Source organism: Paenibacillus sp. 05T425, from assembly GCF_056396205.1.
On sequence record NZ_JBFTLA010000021.1, the window covers coordinates 30696 to 50566 of the forward strand.

Consider the following 19871-nt stretch of genomic DNA (forward strand, 5'->3'; position numbering starts at 1 on the left):
AAGACGGCCCACTCATCAATGAGTGGACCGTCCTTGGCTTTACGGGGTCGACGAGACGATGATGCGCGTTACGTTGGCTCCTCCCAGACCGCCGCTCACCCGAATCACGTTACCCGCGCCTGCATTCAAATCAATGGCACGGCTGACCTGTCCGGTGTACGTGCTCCAGCCCCCCGTGCCAGGCAGCGTGAGCGAATATCCATTCCCGGTCGGGTCGCCGCTGGCGTTCACCCGAAACGTTGTTTGGGTGTCCGCGGAACCGTAGATAACCGTAAGCGTCGACTGTCCGCCTGCGCCGCCGTTCACGCCCGTCACCTCGAAATAAGAGCCGGGAATGTGCATATTTTCAATGGTGCCGCCCGATTTAACCGCCCCGCCCCCTACTGACACATTGGCTCCGCTCATCGGATATTCCGTTGGCTGGGCAGATTGCGGAATCAACGATACAATGACACGGGACACGTTCGCTCCCCCCATACCGCCGCTGAGCCGAATGATATTATTCGTGCCCGCGTTTAGATCGATCAGACGATTGGTCCGACCGGTGTAGCTTCCCCAGCCACCCGTGCCGGGAAGGGAAAGGAAATATCCGTCTCCGGCCGTATCGCCGCTGGCGTCTACCTTGAAGGCTGAGCCGCCGTCAGCTGAAGCGTATAGCACAGTAAGAAGCGCCTTGCCGCCAGTGCCGCCGTTAATACCATTCAACTGGATATAAGAACCTGACGTATGCATATTTTCAATTTTGTCGCCCGAACGGGTAGCCCCTCCGCCAAAGGCGACGTTGCTGCTATTCATGGCATATTCCGTTTTCTGAGTATATTCATCGAAGCTCTCGTTAATCAAGTCGTAGTACTTGACCTCCGTAGCATGTGAACGCGGGCCGACCGCTGGGACGCCCGTGGTCGTCTGAATAACCTTCTGGATCGTGCCATCGGAATTGAAATACAATCGGTCCACCGCAACGGAGCGCAGCGTACCGTTAGAGGAAATTTGGGCGTTATGGTAGAACAAATACCAGTTCCCCTTATACTCCACAACAGAACCATGGGACGTTTCGCTGCTTACCGGATCTAGAAGGATACCGCGATTCACCCAAGGTCCAAGCGGACTGCTGCTGGTCGCGTACCGCATACGGTTGCCGCCTGCGTTATTGTCGGAATAGGTTAAGTAATACGTGCTTCCCCGCTTGAACACCCAAGTAGCCTCGTGAAAGTCGTCCAGCTCGGTGAACTGCTTGACAGGACCGTCGATCGACGTCATGTTGGCAGCAAGCTTCATGCCGTAGCTTGTTCCACCGCCTCCGGCATAAAGGTAATAGGTGCCGTCGTCGTCGCGGAACACGTTAGGATCAATTAAATTACTGCCCGGAAGCCCCTGTATATAGCCTTGAACCTCGAAGTCCGCGGCGGGCTTGTCACTTGTCGCCACGCCGATTTTCCAAGAGTTGTTCCAGTTCGTGTCGCTTGGATGAGGGAAATAGAAGTAGTACGTTCCATTCTTGTAAGCCGCGTCAGGGGCCCACATAAAGCCTCCCTCCGGTCGTCCCCACGGCACATCATCCGCTCGCAGGATCTCTCCTTCGTCCACCCAGTCCACCATATTATCCGACGAGAAGACGTGATACTTATCCATCAGATCGCTGCCTCTGGAAGGAAATATATCATGTGACGCATATACATAAATACGTCCGTCATTCCACACACGCGCAGAAGGATCGGCAGTAAAGATGCTAGTGAATATTGGATTACCAGAGTTGATGACTGGATCTGCGGCAGAAGAAGAGGATGCTAATCCGAAAAAGATAGACAGAAGCATTGTACCTGATAAGAACAAGCTTAAAACCTTTTTTTTCATTATTATTGTTGCCTCCCCAATACATGAATTCCGAGCAATACGTCGGTAAACGCTTTCAAAACCATGCCATCAGACTGCTTAATAAGCAGATAGTGAAGATGATTCCATTATCCCCCCTCGACAACCATAATGGTAAAATTGTAAATATAAGGACCATTAATAGCTTAACGTATAGGTAACCTCTAATATAGTGAGGCATTATTAAACTTTTCCCTATCATTCTTAGCTGCGTAGCATATATTTTTGATACATACCAAAAACACACCGCCATGGCACGAGGTCCACTTGGCGGTGTATTTAATGTTGTTACTATTTAATCATTTGAAACACTTGCTCAACATCCTTATCTCCGCGACCAGACAGATTGATGATGAGAATCTGATCCTGATCCATCGTAGGCGCAAGCTTCTTCGCGTGTGCAACTGCGTGCGCGCTCTCTAAAGCCGGGATAATCCCTTCCGTGCGGGATAGTTCCTGGAACGCTTTCAGCACTTCGTCGTTAGTAACGGTGGCATATTCTGCTCGTCCCGTCACCTTCAAGTGGCTATGCTCCGGCCCAATGCCCGGATAGTCGAGCCCCGCGGCGATCGAATACGTTTTCCGCGGCTCGCCTTCCTCGTCCAGCAACACCAAACACTTGAAGCCGTGAATCATGCCGGGAACGCCCTCGGTCAAAGTTGGCGCTTGATCGGGTTCGACCCCGATCAGGCGGACGCTTGGCTCGTCGATATAGTGGGCGAATGCGCCGATTGCATTGCTGCCGCCGCCCGCGCAGGCCACCACCGCATCCGGCAAACGGCCTTCCTTCTCCAAAATCTGTTGCTTCGACTCTTCGCTGATGACCGCTTGAAAGTGTTTGACCATTGTCGGGAACGGATGCGGTCCAACCGCGGAACCGAGCAAATAAAACGTATTTTTATAATTGCGAACGAGATCGCCCAGTGCTTCATCCACCGCGTCCTTCAGTCGTCCTTGGCCCTTATCAACCGGTACGACAGTAGCGCCGAGCAGTTCCATCCGGAACACGTTAAGCGCCTGACGGCGCGTATCTTCGGCTCCCATGTAGATGACGCATTCCATATTAAACATAGCGCAAGCCGTTGCCGTAGCGACCCCGTGCTGTCCAGCACCGGTCTCGGCTATAATCCGCTTGGCACCCATCCGCTTGGCGAGCAGAATCTGGCCAATAGCGTTGTTGATCTTATGAGCTCCGGTGTGGTTCAGATCCTCGCGCTTTAAGTAGATTTTGGGTCCGCCCCAAGCCTTGGACAACCGTTCCGCATATGTCAGCGGGCTCTTGCGGCCAACATATTCGCGCAAATAATAGCTAAGCTCTTCATTGAATTCAGGGTCGTCTTTGAACTTATTAAATTGCTCGCTCAAATAGTTCAGCACTTCTTGCAATTCCGGCGGGACGAAGCTGCCCCCGAATTCTCCGAAGTATCCTTCTTGCTGTACTTGTTGGTCCATAAGTAAGCGCCTCCATAAATAGAAATAGTAATCTATCGAAACTATATTACCATAATTTTCAGCCTCTCATTACTATTGTTCTGCTTATCCTTGTTTCACCAGGTTTTCTGCGGCGCGGAAAGCCAATGCAAGAATCGTTAACACCGGGTTAACGCCGCCATTGGTCACATGCACAGAGCCGTCGCTCACCCAAAGATTGTCGTATCCATGAACACGGCCCAAGGGATCAGTGACCGATGTTAAAGGGTCGTTCCCCATACGCAGCGTACCCGCCTGATGCTGACCGGCACTTAGCCCGCTGCCCGGCCGGGTTCGCCACACCTCACGCGCTCCAGCCGCCCATAGCCACTTCTCCGCTTGCTCTCCCAACATTTCCGCAGCACGAAGAGACTCGGGATGAACGCTTCCAGATAGGCTAGCTACGGGTATGCCAAAACGATCTTTGACCGACTTCGATAGACGCACTCTGGACTCCGGATTCGAAATCTCTTGGATCGGCCCTTGAATTTGGCTCGTTCGCAAGTAGCTCTCGCTCATCGTTTCCTTGCCTTTTCTCCCCCACCGCGCCGCATCCGGTCCAAGTGCCCGATACCAATGGATAAGCGGCAACCGGGTGAAATCGTTAGCAAGCAGCCCGCCGCCGATAATTCCGCTTTCGTTACTATGGTCAAAGCGGAATGTCGCAATACTTACACCTGGGCCTAGACCATCTTGAACCCGCTCGTCAAAGAGGCCGTAAGCGCCAGCATAGACGTGGCCTTGCAGATTTCTTCCCACTTGCCCATTCCGATTGCCTATGCCATTCGGTTCCGAATCATTTGCGGAATTGAGAAGAAGCCGTGCGCTTTCGATAGCTCCTGCAGCAACTACAATATGGCCTGCCCGAACTTGCCGTCGCTGCACGGAGCCCTCCGATTGCTGTACTAGATGAACTCCGGTCGCATGCTTGCCGCCTTCGGTATCAATGCGCTCCACCAACGTATCGCAGATCAGATCGCAGTTACCGGTAGCCATGGCTCTTACTAACATTGTATTGTGCCCGCCGTTCTTGCTGTTGGTCGGACAGGCAAATCCGATGCACTGGCCGCACCTCACGCAGGCCGGCCGGCCATCCCGCTGAACAGAGTTAATAAGAAGCGGCACCGGCCCTGTTTCCCAGCCAAGCTTCTCTGCCCCGCGAGCCAAATGTTCAGCCTCCAAAGTAGGCGACAACGCCGGCATTGGATAAGCATGTTGCCGCTTTCCCCGTCCAGAATGGGCATTCCCATCACCGGAGACACCAACCTCCCACTCAGCCCGATTGTAGTAGGGTTCGAGATCTTCATATTGAATCGGCCAGTCACTTAACGAACTGCCTTCTGGTACCCCATAGCGACTCGCCATGCGGAAATCATTCGGGTGAAAACGCCATGCCTGAGCCCCGTAGATCCGCGTTCCTCCGCCTACCGTCATTGCATTATTATGGTAATCCCCTTCGAACGGCATCGTAATTCGCTTGTCCCCGCCTGCCATTATTATGGTGCGAGGGTTACCATCCAGCTCAGGCCCCGTGTTATGCCCATATTTGCTTAACCGATGATTGCGCAAGTGATCTGTGCCGACTTGACCGTACCGGAGCCAACTGCCGCGCTCCACGACGAGAACCTGCAGCCCTGCCTCGGCCAATACCGCAGCCGCAACCGAACCGCCGGCTCCAGCACCGATAACGATAACGTCATAGCGGTCTTTCAACTGATTGAACGGGGTTTGCGGCAAATCGTCTTCCGGGACCACACTATTCTTTCCGGACGCGGGGCCAGGACGATAGCCGATCATATCCCATGACTTGCCTCCGATATTCCCGCCTGATTCCGGACTTCCATAGTAACCTTCGACAACTAGACTCAATAGCGTATCGAAGAAACGTTTAGACGAAACAGGCCAGTACTGAAAGAAATCACGCTCTGAATCTTGCAATAATCGATCTTGCTCCTGAGCCGACAGTTCCGAGAAGGGTTGGTTATGAAGTTTCCCTGCTTCTGCATTTAATGCGCGAAGTCCGGGTTCTATCACATCCGTCCAGGTAGCAGCATCTTGAACGGCGTAGCGCTCCAAATAAGTCAGGACTCCCCCCTCGGACGCCGATGGCCACTCATCCTTCGGTATCATTCGATCAGTAACCGCTTTCAAAATTTGAGTTTCATCATGTTGACTCATTCTCCCGATCGCCCCTCCCAATATAGCCTCATATCCATATTAACCTTTTCACCGGCTTGTTCAAGTCCTATCTATTCCTTGCGCGCTCGTTCGATCAGCAGTAATGAATACAACACAAAAATACACCGCCGCATGAGCGATGTATTCATACCCAGCTTATTCGATCATCCGCTAAGGTCAAGCGTTTATTGGGTTTACCGCAAAGAGCGAATGAATATTGCCATCCGGATCTATTCAACGTAATGATCCTCTTCAACAACGATATGGAATCCAAGCACTTCATAATAAAACCTCGCCAAGCGTGAAACATCGTCCGACAATACGGTAATACCTTCTAATTGCACTCTCATCATGGAATCTATCCCTTATCCCGGCTTAACCGCCATTACTCTTAATCGTTTATAATCCGCGTACCATGAACCGTTATGAAACAATTCGTTTCGCGCTTTATCAGCTATTTTCGCACAAACGGCATGCCTCTCAGCTTCAGAGAGTGCTGTGAAGAAGTTGTCGGCGAAGCCCCTAAGCCAATGATGCAAGCCTTGCTCATTGTCCTCGATCTTTGTCGGTCGATCAAAGTGAATCGCATAGGTGACGCGGAAGCCTTGCTGTTCCAACAAGATGCTGTATTCGGCGATGCTTGGAAAATACCAGGGATTCAGCTTGCTCGCATCAATGCCGAAGTCCTCTCTCAGCACCTCGCCAATGGCCTGAACGATCGTTTCCACATTTCCTTTCCCGCCAAACTCTGCAACAAACCTGCCGCCAGGTTTTAAACTATTCCATACACCGGCCAGTACCGCCCCCGGGTTCTTCATCCAATGCAGCGCCGCGTTGGAAAAAACGGCATCGAACGTAGAATCTATGGTAAACCGTTCTCCATCCCCGACAAAAAATTGGATTTGAGGATATTTGCGCTGCGCCTGCCCGATCATCGTCTCTGACAAATCCATCCCTGTAACCTGTGCGCCGGCTTGGCTTATTTCATTCGCCAAATCTCCGGTTCCGCAGCCCAAATCAAAGATATGTTCATCCTTGATCGGATTCAAAAGCCGAACAACGTCCTTCCCAAATTCAGATACAAATCCAAGCTTACGGTCATAGTGATCGGATTGCCAAACTTGATTGGAACTCATGGAATCATCTCCCAACTTTTATGTTAGGGATAGTATGGCATAGTCCTATTTATAAGTTAAATATATAAAATCTATATAAATTATAGTCCTAACCTATCATTCGGCTCTATAAAAAAACATCGCCCAAGGTAAGTAACCTTGAGCGATGTCTACAAATTTTATATACTGCAATACTTCTAGTTCTGCACGCCCACATAGTCAATATTCGCGCCGTCATCGCCGCTGTCACGCTGCAGCTTATTCGTAGCGCCCGCTGGTATCGGAACCGTCACCGTAACGGTGGAATACGTCGTATTCCAGCTGGACGTGGACGGGAACGTAACGTTGCCGCTATCTACCCCGTTGATGTACAGGCTCAGCCGTCCAGGATTGTTGGCGGTGCAGTAGCCAATCACGAGCTTGGAGCCCGCCTGAACATTAGCAACCGACACGGAGTCGCCAATATTGGAGTAATGATCCGTCGCTTGGCCTCCCGAGGCGCTCGTATCGTTATAGATGCCTACCGCTCCTGTTCTGACTCCAATCTCTGCTTCGTATTTCACGACGCTGCCACCGCCTCCGCTGCCCCCCACAATCACGATCGAGGACATTTTATCGTTGGCGTTTGGATTCGTACTGCTTGGGAAGTCGGTGTCCGCCGTGAACGACCACTGCGTACCCGTAAAGTTATCATTATCATAGATGGTCACCGTATAGCCCAGCGGAACCTTAACGGAGGATACCCAGTTATTCGGAATGCCCGCCGCGGTAAGCTGCGCGGTCGTGTAGCTGCCTGTCGCAAGCGTTTTGGCGGCGCCTCCGTAATTCGAATCCTCGAAGAAGGTCGTGATGGTCGCTCTGCCGCCATTAGCGTCCAGACCCAGCTTGGAGTTAGTGCCGCTCAGCGACTTTACGCCTTGATTGGCCGTTCCCGTCAGCTGCGTATGTTCGAAGTTGGCAAAAGGTTTGGCCGTGCGCTCCACGACATATACAGCCCCAGCCGACGTATTGAACGTAAACTCGCTACTCGAAGATGTCGTAATAACGACGTTGTCGGACATTCTTCTGACCTGCACGGCTTGCGTTCCCCATGGATTCACGACGGTAGCCGGCTTGCCGTTCAGGCTCTTGATTCCGACGTATTTGATCTCGTTAGCCGCTTTCTCGGAGCTGACCAGAAAACCTCCGCTGGCGAGCAGCGTAAATTTGCTGACGAAATTCGTTTCGGTCGGCAGTGCTGGGAACACCCGAATTTTATCGTTATAGCTCTGGAGAAGCGATTCGTTCATTGCCGACAAATGGACGCCCATATACTCGAATTCGCCGTTGGAATTGGTCGTTCTTCCGTTCGGGTAGTGCTGATAGCGCTGCAGCATCATCCGCATGCCGAGATACGCTTCATCGCCGAGACCAAGCCGGGCGGCCTGAATCGGAGCCGGATCCCATACGTTGTTCGAGTTATACGGATAAGGCCGTGTGTTGTAGTTGTTAACCAGCTTCTGATAATCCGGATAGCCGATGCCGCTAACGCTGTAAGGCCATGCCAGCTCCAAAACGACGTTCTCGTTGTTCCGATTCTGAGAAATCGGCGGCGTATGCGGCGCGTATTTGTTCGGATCGCTAGGGTCAATAGGATAAGCGACCAGATTGTTCAGCACGGTTTGCCATTCGGCGCGCAAATTTGCATCTATGCCAAGGCTGGCGCTGGCCTGTATAGCAACCGGGAACAAAGCGCGAATCGCGGCTAGATCGGTAATCGCGTTCCGCACGTCCCAATGCTGCTCGTGAGCGTTCGAGGAAGCCATATAATACTTACCTGTCGCACTGTCGTAGGAAACAATGTCGGCATAAAATTTCGCCGCCTCGCGCATGAACGGATACGCAGTGCCGCTTAAGTAATTAGCGTCGTTCGTATACTTGTACTGCGCATACATGTTCAGAGCCGCTTCCGCCGCCGTCGACAGCGTATCCTGCGTATAATCGCTGTAGATCGTTCCCGCCGCGCTGGCGTTCCAGCCCATCGTCTCCGGCACCCAGATACCGTCGATTCCGTACCGGGTCATCGTATAGGCCTTCAGCGTATTGTAATTTCGGCTATATAAATTGTTAAAGACGTTAACCATATCGGCGTGATTGGAAGCCAGGAAGGAATGGTAGATGTCACGCTGATTCCAATACCAATAGGCATTGCTCCACTTGCCGCTGTCGTTGTCGTTAACGGCGCTAAATACGCCGTTAATAAAGTGGAACGGATAGTTGCCGTAAGAGCCGGCCGCAATCATGTAGGTGCTCAAGTAGTAGAAGCTTTCCATATAGTCGGCGTCACCGGATGCATTGGAATACTGCACGAACGATTTCGCCCAGAAGTTATGCCACCAGTTTTTGTAGCTGGCCAAGGTAGCGTTGTAGCCGGTATTTTTGACACCGGTAAGTTGGTTTTTGGCGGCGGTTACGGAGTTGTGGCCCGGCGCGTTCAGCCGGCTCGCGCTGGAGATCCAGATCGTGTAGCTTGAAGATGGGGTAATAATCAGCCTGACCTTGTTGCCTCCGACCGCCTGAGTGGTGAAGCTGGCTCCCTCGACGGTAGCCGCCAGCGTGTAGCCGAAGTTATTCGCATCCGTCTGTCCCCTGCTCAGTCCAACGACCGTCGGATCGACGAAAGTAGAGACCGTTCTCCAAGTGTTGATATCCGGCACGTCGCCGCCGCTGAAGTTGCTGACATCCCACAGGCTTAGATCCAGGGAGACGCTGGACAAGCCGGTACGGCTGTCCTCGACATGGATACCCATTACTTCGGAGTTCGGCGCACCCATGATCGTAATTTTACGGTTGCTGTCATACTCGGTGGTGAGCACGCCGTCATACAGCGACAGCCGCTGCTTGTACGACGTATAGCCCGCATTGAGCCCCGGATTCGTATACAGATTGACCAACCCTTGCGAAGCGAAGCCTTCTTGGGAAGCGTCCACGCCCGACACCTGCATCGTGATGCCGCCCAGCGTGTCCCACACCATGCCTCCGACCCGCCCGTTGCCGACGGTCAAGGCGCCTTTTGGGTCTGACACCGGCGACTGGTACACGACGTCATGCTTGGACAAATACGTAGCATAATCTACATCCAGCACGCCGGTCGACGTATTGAACGCCTGGGACATGGCGTGATCCGCCGCCGAGGCTACACTCCCTGTTCCCGGTACTGCGGGCAACCACGCAAGACTGCCGACTACCAGCAGAATGGCAAGCTTTCTCGAGCCTTTCTTCCGAACCATCTTCATTGGCCGATAACCTCCGTTTAATATCATATTGGCATAACGGACCTCAAGTAAAACGCTTACATTTCAAAACGATTTAAACCTCCTACATCAACCTCTCCCCTTCCTTTGCTTCGTTTTTTAGTTCATGCGTGTCTGAGCATCCTCTCGTCTAATTGCGGGTTCATGGAGTTATACCTTAATCATAGTTTTCGGCGCGTTTAAAACAATGGAATAATTTCCACAAATAGTCGAAAAAAACACGCAGCAGGAGTCTTTCCCCGCCGCGCTAGCTTTCTGCTATTCGTATTTTGGCATCGGCACGAGGTCCTTCTTCATTCGAGCTCTACCTTTGTATGAATGGATATCGTCCAATCAAATAGCCTGTTATAGACGAATTCGCACCCTTGATTGGAAAACATACAGCCTAATTCGCCCAATTTACTCATTTTCACCAAAAGTGCCTCGTTTGCCTGTACGAAATCCATTCAAACCGCTTATTTGATGCCATTTGGCCCATTAGCCTGTATAGAATCCATTCTGAATGCTTTTCGGGAGGAAATTCAATCCCCTGCCAGAAAAACATCGCCGAATGCGTTAATATCTTTGGCCGTTCCTATTCCGCTATTGTATTCCAGCCATCCCCTGCGCCCGGCACCGTCATTGTCGTTGACAAGCAATGATAATTTCATTTTCAATCCTGGCTTTATCATTGCGATGTCTTGGGTTAACTCACTCATGGGGATGGCCATTTCATAGATCGTATGTTGATTATTGCGGACGATGGCATAATCAAGCTTTATTGAATCGTCAGCTCTAAAACCCCTCGGAGCTATCCAACGCCATTTGGACAGCTGTCCCTTGCCGGTCATCGCGATGCCTAATTCGTGATACTCGAGAGGAAGGCTGCCGTCATCATTCGCTAAACCTATCGCCAATTGAAGGCTGTCACCACTCCAGATGCCGAGCCCCTCCGCTTCTTGGGTATGTGTATCGTCAGTAACGTCAAGCGCTAGGTACACATGGTCGACGTCCCAAGTCATATAACCGATCGCGCTTAAATCTTCAATCCCTTTCCAATCGGCGATCATTATCTTATTAACATCGAATGGCGTCTGACCTTTCCACTCCTCCAGATTTCCATCGATATGGATCGGCTTTTCGGACTTCTGAAGGACAAGCGCATTAAATAGATCTTCCTTCTTCTGCAGCAAAGCGCCCGCTTGGTTGTATGCATGAATGACCCGCTTCCCTCTTGCCAGCTCCGGGATATGGAAGGATACACGATCCCCCGGCTCTACCTGGTCCACGTTCGTCGTGAATTTCCCCTGAGACGATTGCTCCGTTTCGTAATCGACCTGAAGAGTCCCGCTAAACTTGTTTTTGGATCGATTGGTGATTTGCATACGGGTTTTTATTTTATGGTCAATGGCATCAAAATACGTTTCAAAGCTCTCTTCCAAAGGGTCAACGACGTTGACATTGATCGCAAAGCTTTGAACAGCCTCCCCGTTTTGTTCCAGAGTGACGAAGATCGAACGATTGCCGCGCTCCAAACCTGCAGGGATGTGCACCTGAAGAGACTCATCGCTATCGGCATTATCCAGTGACCATCCCTCCGGCAGGGCAACGCTAATCTGCCCTTCTGCCGAATGGCCGATACTGGCTTCAGGCAATCGAATGTCGAATGAATCCCCCGACACGGCCTTGATCCCCGTGCTCGCCGGAAGCCATCCGCTCTCGGAATTACGCATGACATTCCACAGAAAATGCAAGGTCGTCCCGATAACCTCGTCTATATACTTATCGTTCTTATAGTCATGTCCGACACCTTCCATGGTGAACAGATCATGATATATTCCTTGTCCCTCTAACGTATCCTTCAAGTCTAAACTCTGTTGGTACGGTATTAATTGATCAATCGTTCCATGGATAATCATAACGGGGGGCAATTGTTCGTCCACGCTATGTTCCAGCTTACCACCGTAAATATCCACAATAGCAAATATGGAGTGAACAATTGACGGATCGCGTTTCAAGTATTCATTGACAACATTCATCGATAAATAACCTCCGGCGGAATCCCCGCCTATAGCCAGTTGTTCTGCGTCCATTCTATAGGCTTCCGCGTTATGGCTAATCCAGCCGATCACATCGGATATATCCTCGTAAGCGTCCGACAAGGTGCGTTGAAAATTGACAAACGGGTCTTTTTTCAAGCGGTAATCCATGGACACAACGACGTACCCTCGCTTGGCGAGCTCATTCGAAATGGTTGCCGCATCAGACTTGCTTCCTTCCTTATATCCTCCTCCATGAATAAAGATAAATACCGGTCTTCGTTTATTGTTATCGTTGGTCGGCTCATACACATCCAACTTCAACGGCTCTTTGGTTTCTGATTCATTCACCTTGCTCGCATAGACAATATCGTTGTGTACATTTACGTCGTAATTGGTAGCCAAATACCGCGCTTCGCTATGCTCGCTGCTTAAGGCAACTTTAATCGGCATTTCTTGGTTCACAGTCGTATTCGTTGGGAGAATTTGTTTGTCCTGATTTTCAACTTTGCTCCCCTGTCGGTTAATCAGCAGCCCCATAACTACAACCATTATGAAAATCGGAAGAACGTACATGAGTCGACGCTTCATAGGTAAACCTCCCAAAAAATATCCTATATTATTAATCATTTTATAATACTGATTTGCCCCCAAACATGGCTTTTCCTCGGGTTATTGTGTGTATTATTACTCATTCCTCGCCAACTGCTCTGGAGACAAAAAAAACATCGCCAGAGCGTATAGTCACATGGCGATGTTTTTATATTGCTATGCATCTTTCCGTTCCACTTCATTCACGATGGTTTCCGCGTCACCGAGATCATATTCTTCTCTTGCCTTCCTTACTGCGGAGTAGTGATTGGAAGACCATTCTACTAAATTTTTCATATATGGAATCAATGTCTCTCCAAGTGGGGTTAAGGTATACTCAACTATTGGTGGTACCGATGGCATCACTTTCCGGCTGACCAAGCCATCCCGCTCCAGTCGCCTCAACGTTTGCGTCAGCATTTTCTGCGAAATGCCTTCGATACGCCTCATTATCTCACCATATCTGATGGTACCGTTCTCCAAAGAGTAGATAACCAATGCGGTCCATTTATTCGAAATAACCTCCAACACATGGGTATAGCTGCAATCTTCCAATGAGATATCCCGCGGCTTCATATGCCTCGCCTCCTTACGCACCTTAAGGTTCGCAACCGACTTTAAAGTGCCGTCTAGCTACATCTTAGTGTGTGGATTATTGTATGTCTATACCTAAGATAAGGAGAGATGCTCAATGAAAACGTACGTCCTTCAAGGCGGCTTCGGACTCGATCACGTCGCCGAAGTCGATCTCCCCGTCCCAACTCCAGGCCGAGGTGAAGTCCTCATTCGAATGAAAGCCGTATCGCTGAACGCGCGCGATATCGGAGTCATAGACGGCTTCTACAATCCCGAACTAAAAGAGCCTCTCATTCCGGTGTCCGATGGAGTAGGCGAAATCGTTGCCTTAGGGAAAAATGCCGGCAAGTTTCGGATAGGAGAACGAGTGAGCGCGATTTTCACACAAAGCTGGAAGTCAGGCGAGGCTACGCAGGAGAATTGGATTACGACTTTAGGCAGCCCTCTCCAGGGGCTGCTGGCGGAATATGTCGCGTTGCCTGAAGAAGGGTTAGTTCGCGTCCCCCAATATTTGAGCGATGTCGAAGCCGCGACTCTGCCTTGCGCCGGGGTCACGGCCTGGCATGCGATCGTAGAAGAGGGTAAGGTCAAAGCAGGAGATACGGTTGTCGTCCAAGGCACCGGCGGCGTCTCCCTGTTCGCCCTTCAGTTCGCCAAGCTCCAAGGCGCCAAAGTTATCGTAACGTCTAGCAGCAATGAAAAGCTTGCACGCGCAAAAAGCTTAGGCGCCGATTACGGCATTAATTACAAGGAAACGGCGGAATGGGACAAAGCCGTACTGGAGTTTACGCAAGGAAAAGGTGCTGATCATATCGTCGATCTCGGAGGCGGGGCAACGCTTAATCGTTCTATCTCCGCATTAAAAGTAGGCGGCCAAATCAGTATCGTCGGCATTCTGTCTGGAGCCAGCGTCGAAGATTTAGCCATCGTTCCGGCCATTCTCCGAAGAGCCAAACTTCAAGCCATAAACGTAGGCAGCCGGGCCATGTTCGAGAACATGAACGTTGCGATCGAACACCATCGGCTTCACCCTGTCATCGACTCGGAGTATCCGTTCTCGCAGGCCGTTAAGGCCCTCACCCACCTTGCGGAGGGCTCGTATTTTGGCAAGATTGTCATTCGATATTAAATTCCAAGGTGATTTACTCCGAGCATAACAAATACACCGCCTAAGTTCTTGAGCTTCATGGCGGTGTATTCGTCATTTTATATCATTGCCTACAACCACATCATTGGCTTTGCTCAACTAAGCCTCTGCTCTGTCCTACTCTGGAGCCTTCACGGTTATGGGACGGCTTCGGATATTAATGAGATGACTATCTGGATCAAAAATGAGGAGACTGCGCTAACAAATGGGGTTGGGAGTTTGTTATATTAAGATACAGAGATTAGGAAAGGAGTGAATGCAGGGCTATGGTCGACTTTGAATGGTATCGGAGTTTTATTGCCATCTATAAGCATAATTCTTTATCGGAAGCAGCCAAAACGAGGATAATGACGCAGCCGACCATGAGTCAGCACTTGTCAGCCCTGGAAGCCGAGGTTGGAGAGTCGCTGTTTGCAAGGACGTCAAGGAAATTAACCCCGACCGAAAGAGGCAAAGAGCTCTACTCACAGGTTGCTCCTCTTATCGAACATCTGGAGGAGACAACCATGAATTTGAAAGCAGCGTCTCTCCCTACTCTTAACGTCATTCGAATGGGCACCGCGCATGAATTTTTTAGCGAGAAAATCCTTCCGAACTTAAATAAGTACAGTATGCATACCATTCATTATTTTGGAACGGCGAGCCAACTCATAGAGATGCTTAAGGAAGAACAAACCGATCTCATCGTGACATCGAAGAAGTTTGTATCTCCAGGAATTGAGTATATCAAATTATATGACGAGGAGTTCGTGATCGTTGCCCCTGAACGTCTGGAAACTCCCGATACGGATCACCTTCCGTCCATCGAGAAATGGCTTTCTATGCAGAACTGGATCAGTTACGGGCTGGAATTGCCGATTATTAGACGTTTGTGGAGAGAACATTTCCGGAATCGCCCACTAATTAAACCGGTTCATGTCATCCCTAATCTACATATGATTCTCGAAGCGATTAAGAACGGATCAGGCATTAGCTTATTGCCTACCTACCTCTTGGGCCAAGGGAATGGCCGTTCGAAAATAATATTCGAGCACCTGAGAATCACCAATGAATTATTTATTGCCTATCAAACAAAGCACAAGCATCTGCCTGAGATCAACGAGATCATTAGGATCATTCGCGAAGAAAGATAGAGATCAGCGGATCACGTTACGTTTGATCTTTATTTTTGGAATATCTATAAATTTATTTATGGATTAACTGTTATTTCATGATTTGTTTTATAGATAGATTGGACTTAAACTGGCCATATAACAAATTACTTGGTACAGGAGCTGATCGTAATGGCAAAGAAAGTGTTGATCGTTGTCACTAATCACGACGAGATTTATGAAGGCAGACGGACAGGCATATGGTTGACGGAATTCGCGGAGGCCTATCTGGAGTTTGTCGAGAAAGGATACGATGTGACGGTGGCAAGCCCTCTCGGGGGCAGAGGACCCATCGACCCCGGAAGCGTAGATTCAACCACTTCGCAGCGCCTATTGGATACTCAGAAGCATTTGGAGAATACCTTGAAATTGGATGAAGTCGGCGCGGATGAGTTTGATGCGATTTTCTTGCCGGGCGGCCATGGAACGATGTATGATCTTCCGGACAATCGCAAGCTTCAGGAATTGCTGCGGGAATTCTATGAGGCCGGCAAGATCGTTGCCGCGGTATGCCATGGGCCCGCGGGGCTCGTAGGCGCTAAATTATCAAACGGGAATCCTTTAGTTGCAGGCAAACGGATCAGCGCTTTTACGGACAGGGAAGAAGCAGCGACAACGCTGGATCAACATCTTCCGTTCTTATTGGAAAGCAAAATTCGCGATCTGGGCGCCATCTATGTGGCAGCTCCGAATTGGTCGGTTCATTATGAGGTGGACGGCAACTTGATTACCGGCCAGAATCCTCAGTCTACGTTGGCTGTAACCCAAGCCGTTATTGCACAATTAGGATAAACCCCTGGAAGGCCGGTAGTACTTTACTCCGTATCATCTATAGAGCGAAAAAAGAAGGGCACCCCGCCAGGCCCTTCTTTGAACGGTTGCCCGCTACTTTAATTCAAAGGCCATCAAGTCGCGACCGACCGAGATCGGACCGGCGTAAATCTCGGCCATCCCCTCTATATACGCTTGCTCCGCCGCCGGATTTGCCTCCGGTGCGGGAATGTGATGCGTGAGCACGAGATGCTTGACGCCTGCCCGTTGCGCGATGTCCGCCGCTTCCAGCGTCGTCGTATGATACTTCGCGGGATTCGACAGCGCCTTCTCGTGCTTCGGATATTGCGCGATCAAGGCGTCAAGCCACGACTTGTTGTACGCTTCGTGAACGAGCAGATCCGCCCCGGCCGCTTGTTTTACCATGTTGGCCACCGGAATCGTATCGCCCGAGATAACGACCGTCTTGCCGTTATACTCGAACTTGTAAGCGATAGCCGGATAGACAGGACGATGGTCCACTTCGAAGGCGGTAATCCGGATGCCATGCTTGTCGTAGACAACGCCCTCGTTGCATTCCGTATACTCGATTCGCGAGCCCGCTTCGTCCGACAGGTTATAGCTGATTCGGAGCTTGACGTCGAACTCGAAAGAATCCCGCATTTTGCCGATGATCGCCTTCGTCGTCTCGGGTCCGTACACTTGCATGGGCACCGAACGGCCTTCGAAGACACGTTCTGCGGTAATATGCGTGCGCCAGCTCGTGATGAACACGTCGAAGAATCCGCCGTTATGATCGTAATGGTGATGGGTGAACAGGACATCGGATATCCGCTGAGGCATGATGCCCGCTTTGATCAGTTGGTCCACCGTAGCGCCCCCGCAATCGACGAGGAACGCCTTGTCTCCCGCAAGCACCACGGCTCCGGGCTTCGCTCGCCCATAGAAGGCGCGGGGAGAACCCGTTCCGAGCAGAACGACTGTCAAGTCTGGGTGGTAGTCTGGCCGCAAATTCATTTGTGGCTGGATATACATCGCTGTCATCCCTTTCGTCCTCGGTTTATTTGCCTTCCTGCGTCTCCTTCAGCAGCGACAGATCGTACAGACCTCCCAGATCCAAGCCGTCGGCTCCGACTCCCTTGATGTAGCCGGCATCGACCGCTACCTGAGCCATTATCTTCAAAGCTTCTTGGTCGATGTTCGTCGTCAGGCTTAGATGCGACAGTGTGGCCTTGATCAATTCAACGTCCAAGCCCTTGCCCGTCAGTTCTTTCAACTCGTCGCTGACTAGAGAATACGTGTCGTCCGGACTATCCTTCATGAACTTAATTGCGTCCTCGTTGGCGAGAAGAACGGATTTGGCCAAATTCCGATGATTCTTCAGGAAGTCCGCGCTAGATACGATGATCGTGAGTGGATAATTTCCCTTGTTCGGCGGAATCTGATCCCACTCGACGGCGATATCGCCGATGCCTTCGTTCGCGATCTGCGTACCCCATGGCTCCGGCAATAGCGCCGCGTCTACCTGGCCTTGCTTCATGGCCGTCATTGTATCCGCCGGAGCCATCGCGATGAGCTGCGCCCCGCTCTTGTCCGTCGTCACCTTCAAGCCCTGCTCCTGAAGAAGCAGACGGAGAGAGATCTCGTTCGTGCTCCCCTTAGTCGGGATGGCGACCAGCTTGCCCGCCAAGTCCTTGACGCTCGTCACGCCGGAGCCCTTCCTCGCCACTAGCACGGCGCCGCCGTTATTAGCCCCGGACAGTATCTTGATGTTCTTGCTCTTTGTGTATTGGTTGATTACTGGGCTTGGTCCGACATAGCCGATGTCGATTTGGCCTGTCGCCATCGCGGTCGAGAAGTCGGAGCCGTTGTTGAAGCCCTGTACTTCGATCTTCACATTAGCGCCAAGACGGTCTTGCAGATAGCCCTTCTTGATCGCAACGAAAGCCGGAGCATGTGTCACATTCTTGAGCAAGCCGATCTTCACCGTAATTGGATTGGCCGAATTGGAGCTCCCGTTACTCCCCGAACCAGAGGAGCCGCAGCCCGACAGCAGAGTCAGAATAAAGACGATTACAAGACTCGAATAAGCCGCTTTTTTGAACATGGATCATTCCCCTTTTCCTAGTTAAGCTTACGTTTTGGCAGCATTCAGACCGTACTGGGTCCAAATCCGGTCTTCTATGCGCTTGAAGACGAGGTGGTCGGAGATCGTACCGAGAATCGCAATCACGAGCACGATGCAGAGCATGAGTGAGGTGTCGCCGAGGCTTCTCCCCTCCTCCAACAGCTGCCCCAGCCCAATGCCGCGAGCAATGAGTTCGCCGGAAACGAGCGCCCGCCAGGCGAACGCCCAGGCCATGCGCATGCCCGTAATGAGCTGAGGGATGGCGGCGGGGATCATCACTTGGTAGAAGAGCCGGAACCCGCGGCCTGTTCCGAACATCTGCGCAGACTTCAGATAGATCGGAGGAATGTTCTTGATCCCGCTCCGGCTCGCAATCGTCATCGTCCACGTCGCCCCGATCGTCGTAATGAACACGACGGCGAAGTCGTTCAGCCCGAACCAGATGATAGCGAAAGGTAACCAAGCGATGCTCGGCACCGTCTGCAGAGCGACGACGACAAAGCCGAACGTCTCGTCCAGCAGTCGGCTCCGAGCGAACAGGACGCCGAGAGTCATGCCGATGACGCAAGAGAGGACGAACGCGATGAGGATTCGCCTCAAGCTGCTAAGCGTCGCTTCAAGTAGTTGCCCGTCTGCGATCCCATCATAGAACGTCTGCATCGTCTGCAGCGCCGATGGGAAGCGCCAGCCCCAATGCATCGTCCTATATGCCGTCTCCCAGATTACTAGCAGTAGAATGAGAAAGAGGGCTTTTCTCCAGAGTGTAGTCATTGCCGTATTCCTCCTTCGCCACCTTCTCCAGTTCAGCGGCCAACGTATCCATGATCTGTTTCTCGATATGGTGCAGAACGGAATCGCCTGCCTCTCGCGGCCGTATCGCCTGTACGCGGTACTCCTTCTTGATCCGTCCCGGCCGGGTGGACATGACGAGCACCCTTTCCGACAGCGTAACCGCCTCCCGGATGTTGTGCGTGATGAACAGAATGGTCTTCCGCGTATTCAGCCATATCTGCTCCAATTCCTTGTGCAGCAGCAGCCTCGTCTGTTCATCCAGCGCAGCGAACGGCTCATCCATGAGCAGAATCTCCGGGTCCATGACGAGCGCCCGCGCTATCGCCACCCGCTGCTTCATCCCGCCCGACAGCTCATGGGGATAGCGGTCCGCGAACTTGCCCAGATGGACCGTCCGGATCTGCTCCATGGCCCGCTCGCGGCGCTCCTTCTTTTTGATTCCCTTTTGCTTGAGACCGAATGCGACGTTCTCCAACACGGTGAGCCAAGGATACAGTGCATGGTCCTGGAACACGACGATCCGGTCAGGTCCCGGGGCCGTGACTTCCTTCCCGTTTGCTTCAACCCGGCCGTGATCCGCCCGCTCCAGCCCCGCTACCAAATTAAGCAGCGTGGACTTGCCGCAGCCGGAAGGACCGAGGATGGAGACGAACTCTCCCTTTCCTATCTCGAAGTCGATATCATCCAACGCGACGTAGCCTGCTCCGCCCCGTTGCGCGAACGTCTTGCCCACTCCTTTTACCCGGATCATGCTCCGCCCCCCATAGCT

At 51.6% G+C, this 19871-nt stretch carries 15 protein-coding genes and 1 pseudogene; 4 read left to right on the forward strand and 12 right to left on the reverse strand.

Features of this window, described 5'->3' with window-relative positions; genetic code table 11:
- Positions 1-39 precede the first annotated feature (39 nt).
- The 8 genes from AC1DF0_RS29675 to AC1DF0_RS29710 all read right to left on the reverse strand — a co-directional run bounded on the left by AC1DF0_RS29675 (position 40) and on the right by AC1DF0_RS29710 (position 13113).
- A complete protein-coding gene (locus tag AC1DF0_RS29675) occupies positions 40-1854 on the reverse strand; it encodes a family 43 glycosylhydrolase (protein ID WP_477577017.1) in 1815 nt (604 codons plus the stop codon).
- A 309-nt stretch (positions 1855-2163) separates the two neighbouring features.
- Positions 2164-3324 carry a tryptophan synthase subunit beta gene (gene trpB, locus AC1DF0_RS29680; protein WP_477577019.1) on the reverse strand — a complete coding sequence of 387 codons (1161 nt, stop codon included), beginning with the start codon at positions 3322-3324 and terminating at the stop codon, positions 2164-2166.
- Positions 3325-3408: 84 nt separating this feature from the next.
- Complete coding sequence (locus AC1DF0_RS29685; RefSeq protein WP_477577021.1) at positions 3409-5520, reverse strand: GMC family oxidoreductase; 2112 nt, start codon at positions 5518-5520, stop codon at positions 3409-3411.
- 230 nt (positions 5521-5750) lie between these two features.
- Complete coding sequence (locus AC1DF0_RS29690) at positions 5751-5873, reverse strand: hypothetical protein (protein ID WP_477577023.1); 123 nt, start codon at positions 5871-5873, stop codon at positions 5751-5753.
- A gap of 12 nt (positions 5874-5885) precedes the next feature.
- Entirely contained in the window at positions 5886-6656 is a 771-nt protein-coding gene (locus AC1DF0_RS29695; protein ID WP_442048214.1) for a class I SAM-dependent methyltransferase, read from the reverse strand.
- 176 nt (positions 6657-6832) lie between these two features.
- The gene (locus tag AC1DF0_RS29700; RefSeq protein ID WP_477577026.1) at positions 6833-9910 is read right to left on the reverse strand and encodes a glycosyl hydrolase family 95 catalytic domain-containing protein; all 3078 of its coding nucleotides are present in this window, start codon (positions 9908-9910) and stop codon (positions 6833-6835) included.
- A gap of 539 nt (positions 9911-10449) precedes the next feature.
- A complete protein-coding gene (locus AC1DF0_RS29705) occupies positions 10450-12537 on the reverse strand; it encodes a prolyl oligopeptidase family serine peptidase (RefSeq protein ID WP_477577028.1) in 2088 nt (695 codons plus the stop codon).
- Positions 12538-12714: 177 nt separating this feature from the next.
- Complete coding sequence (locus AC1DF0_RS29710) at positions 12715-13113, reverse strand: winged helix-turn-helix transcriptional regulator (RefSeq protein ID WP_442048211.1); 399 nt, start codon at positions 13111-13113, stop codon at positions 12715-12717.
- 115 nt (positions 13114-13228) lie between these two features.
- Between AC1DF0_RS29710 and AC1DF0_RS29715 the strand changes: the two genes are divergently transcribed.
- The 4 genes and pseudogenes from AC1DF0_RS29715 to AC1DF0_RS29730 all read left to right on the forward strand — a co-directional run bounded on the left by AC1DF0_RS29715 (position 13229) and on the right by AC1DF0_RS29730 (position 16203).
- Positions 13229-14242 carry a zinc-dependent alcohol dehydrogenase family protein gene (locus AC1DF0_RS29715; protein ID WP_477577030.1) on the forward strand — a complete coding sequence of 338 codons (1014 nt, stop codon included), beginning with the start codon at positions 13229-13231 and terminating at the stop codon, positions 14240-14242.
- Between the two features lie 284 nt (positions 14243-14526).
- A pseudogene (locus tag AC1DF0_RS29720) lies at positions 14527-14703 on the forward strand (LysR family transcriptional regulator); the annotation flags it as partial.
- A 63-nt stretch (positions 14704-14766) separates the two neighbouring features.
- Positions 14767-15393, forward strand: a complete 627-nt coding sequence (locus tag AC1DF0_RS29725) for a substrate-binding domain-containing protein (protein ID WP_477577069.1) — start codon at positions 14767-14769, stop codon at positions 15391-15393.
- Positions 15394-15543: 150 nt separating this feature from the next.
- Positions 15544-16203, forward strand: a complete 660-nt coding sequence (locus tag AC1DF0_RS29730) for a type 1 glutamine amidotransferase domain-containing protein (protein WP_477577032.1) — start codon at positions 15544-15546, stop codon at positions 16201-16203.
- Between the two features lie 93 nt (positions 16204-16296).
- Here AC1DF0_RS29730 and AC1DF0_RS29735 read toward each other — a convergent pair whose 3' ends face one another.
- The 4 genes from AC1DF0_RS29735 to AC1DF0_RS29750 are packed head-to-tail and all read right to left on the reverse strand — an operon-like array spanning position 16297 to position 19853.
- A complete protein-coding gene (locus AC1DF0_RS29735; protein ID WP_477577034.1) occupies positions 16297-17226 on the reverse strand; it encodes an MBL fold metallo-hydrolase in 930 nt (309 codons plus the stop codon).
- A gap of 16 nt (positions 17227-17242) precedes the next feature.
- Entirely contained in the window at positions 17243-18289 is a 1047-nt protein-coding gene (locus AC1DF0_RS29740) for an ABC transporter substrate-binding protein (protein WP_477577036.1), read from the reverse strand.
- Positions 18290-18316: 27 nt separating this feature from the next.
- Positions 18317-19081, reverse strand: coding sequence for an ABC transporter permease (locus AC1DF0_RS29745; RefSeq protein WP_477577038.1), 765 nt, complete (start codon positions 19079-19081; stop codon positions 18317-18319).
- Positions 19014-19853 (reverse strand): ABC transporter ATP-binding protein, encoded by an 840-nt coding sequence (locus AC1DF0_RS29750; protein ID WP_477577040.1) that lies wholly within the window; start codon positions 19851-19853, stop codon positions 19014-19016. Before AC1DF0_RS29750 ends, AC1DF0_RS29745 begins: the two co-directional genes overlap by 68 nt.
- Between the last annotated feature and the right edge of the window lie 18 nt (positions 19854-19871).